The sequence below is a fragment of the Bacteroides sp. CAG:633 genome (genome assembly GCF_000435115.1).
GTDB classification, from domain to species: Bacteria; Bacteroidota; Bacteroidia; order Bacteroidales; family Bacteroidaceae; genus Bacteroides; species Bacteroides ndongoniae.
Genome location: NZ_FR883102.1, coordinates 1 through 2,811, shown reverse-complemented (window position 1 = coordinate 2,811; position 2,811 = coordinate 1). Strand labels below are relative to the sequence as shown.

General features: G+C 50.1%; 2 protein-coding genes. One reads left to right on the top strand and one right to left on the bottom strand.

Annotated features, from left to right (window positions below; translation table 11 throughout):
• On the bottom strand, positions 1–1,117 hold a 1,117-nt coding region (locus QVP67_RS10495; RefSeq protein ID WP_288180118.1), incomplete at its 3' end, for an ABC transporter permease.
• A 249-nt stretch (positions 1,118–1,366) separates the two neighbouring features.
• Here QVP67_RS10495 and QVP67_RS10490 point away from each other — a divergent pair.
• Positions 1,367–2,686 (top strand): pyridoxal phosphate-dependent aminotransferase, encoded by a 1,320-nt coding sequence (locus QVP67_RS10490; RefSeq protein WP_022163519.1) that lies wholly within the window; start codon positions 1,367–1,369, stop codon positions 2,684–2,686.
• Positions 2,687–2,811 lie beyond the last annotated feature (125 nt).

Sequence of the window (2,811 nt, the reverse complement as noted above, 5' to 3'; positions counted from 1 at the left end):
TGGCAGCCGGTACCCACAGACGACTTCCGGCGAAGAGGTTGGTCAGTTTGGTAGCTGCTGTATCTTCCACAAAGTCGCGGAAGCCCCACAGCAGGAGGAACATCACGCCCAGTGCCAGTGCGACCACTATCAGCGTCTCTAACATAAACATGCCAAAGATACCTTCGCCACTGGCTCCGCTACACTTGTGCACACCTACCATCTTGGCGCGGCGGCTCAACGAGGAGATGGAGATGAGGGCGTAGTTCAGTGCTGTGATGAAAAGGATAGACAGGCCCAGTGTCAGCATGATGGTGAACATGCGTCGCACGTCGTCCTGCTGGCGGAAGGTGTCGCGCAGGGGTTTCACCCAGGCACGATAACTCCAACTGTCACGGGCTGGCAGATATTTTTCGGCCATCTTTTCCATACGGGCATTGAGGGCTTCCACATCCACCCCGGGGCGCAGACGCACGTACTGAAAGTAGGAGTCGCCGCCGTTCCACGAGTAGTTCATCTGCTGGGCGGCCCAGGCGGGAGGCAGGGAGATGACGGCGTCGGCCCCCACGGTCGTATTGTCTGGCAGGTCGGCATACGTACCGCGTACAGTCAGATCGCGTTCGTGATTGTAGCTGATGACCTTTCCGATGGGGTCTTCACCGCCGAACATCCTTTGTGCCAAACTCTTACTCAGGTAAATTACATTGGGCTGCTGAAGATCTTGCACGGGATTGCCGCTCAACACTTCGATACCCATCGTCTGGAAGAAGAGCGAATCGGCGCACAGCTTGGATTCGTTGAAACGGGTATTACCGTAATACAGAGGCCACGAAGCCAGATAGCGGTTGGTGCAGGTGGCAGATTCTATTTCTTTCGGAAAGTTTTCCAGAATGGCACCTGCCAGCGGTCCCATGTTCATGTTTTGGGCTTCATTCTTTTCACCGTTCATGATGAACTGGCTCCACACCTGATAAAGCCGGTCGTAGTCGCGGAAGCATGTGTCGTAACTCTGCTCGTAGGCCACGCGGGCAAAGAGCAGGATGCTCATGGCAAGTCCCAGACCTAAGGAAACGATTTTGAAGAGGACACTCCCCTTCCCTCTGAGCAGAGTCTGGGTGACGTAATAGAATTGTTTCATCGTATAACGAGTTTTTTATTGTTTTCTGCCTATCTCTATGCAGAAACTGTGCCAAAGTTATTATTTATCTAATAATCAGCGAATAAGCGATTTTTAATTTAGGGCGCAGTGTCCAATTATTGGACAGTGGTGTCCAATAATTAGACACTGGACAACTCCGTTAGCCCGAAGTAAACCGTATGTTTTTCATTTCGTAATCCCAAGTTTTTCATTACCTTTGTCCGTATAACAACATAAAATAACAAGATCATGAAAAATACTCCTATCGAACGCAAGCTGATCGATGATACCATCGACGAATTTCATATTACCGACTTTTCGAAAGCCACCATCCGCGAAGTGAAGGCCATTGCCGCAAGAGCCGAAGAAGAATCGGGTGTCGAATTTATTAAAATGGAAATGGGTGTGCCGGGACTTCCTCCGTCGGCTGTAGGAGTGAAGGCCGAAATAGAAGCCCTGAAGAACGGCATTGCCAGCCTTTACCCCGACATCAACGGACTGCCGTCCCTGAAACAGGAAGCGGCACGTTTCATCAAGGCATTTATCAATGTGGATATTTCGCCCGAGGGATGCGTACCCGTTACCGGTTCCATGCAGGGCACTTTTGCATCGTTCCTTACATGCAGCCAATGCGACGAGAAACGCGACACCATCCTGTTTATCGATCCGGGATTCCCCGTACAGAAGCAGCAGTTGGTGGTGATGGGACAGAAATACGAAACTTTCGACGTCTATGAGTACCGTGGCGAAAAGCTGAGAAGCAAACTGGAAAGCTATTTGCAGAAAGGCAACATCTCGGCCATCATCTACTCTAACCCCAACAACCCCAGCTGGATCTGCCTGAAAGAAGAGGAACTGAAAATCATTGGCGAACTGGCTACGCAATACGACGTGATTGTGTTGGAAGACCTTGCTTATTTTGCGATGGATTTCCGTCAGAACTTAGGTACTCCTTTCCAACCGCCTTACCAGCCTACCGTAGCACATTACACCGACCACTATATTCTGCTTATCTCCGGTTCCAAAGCCTTCAGCTACGCCGGACAACGTATCGGAGTAAGCTGCATTTCGGACAAACTGTATCATCGTGCCTACCCCGGACTGACCAAACGATACGGTGGCGGAACGTTCGGTACAGTCTTTATCCACAGGGTGCTCTATGCCCTGTCTTCGGGTACCAGCCATTCGGCTCAATATGCCTTGGCAGCCATGCTGAAGGCCGCCAGCGACGGCCAATACAACTTCCTGGACGAAGTAAAAGTATATGGTGAACGTGCCCGCCGACTGAAAGAAATCTTCTTGCGCCACGGTTTCCATTTAGTTTACGACAACGACTTGGGCGAACCTGTAGCCGACGGATTCTATTTCACCATCGGCTATCCGGGCATGAGTAGCGGCGAACTGGCCAAAGAACTGATGTACTACGGTGTGAGTGCCATTTCGTTGGTAACCACCGGCAGCCACCAACAGGGCCTGCGTGCCTGCACTTCGTTCATTCAAGACCATCAATATGCCCTGCTGGACGAACGCATGAGGATATTTGCAGAGAATCATCCGGTAGAGAAATGATATTAGGGGATTAGACACTCAAGTCTCATTTTTAACTTCTATGAATTCTTGACATGTAAAAGAGTATTATAAAAAGATTAAGATCACGGATAGTTTAGTAAGCTTCCAAAATTGGCGTATTGACT

Bases quoted from the DNA above. Each gene is read 5' to 3' on its own strand.
- QVP67_RS10490 (WP_022163519.1), top strand. From the start codon at position 1,367: ATGAAAAATACTCCTATCGAACGCAAGCTGATCGATGATACCATCGAC.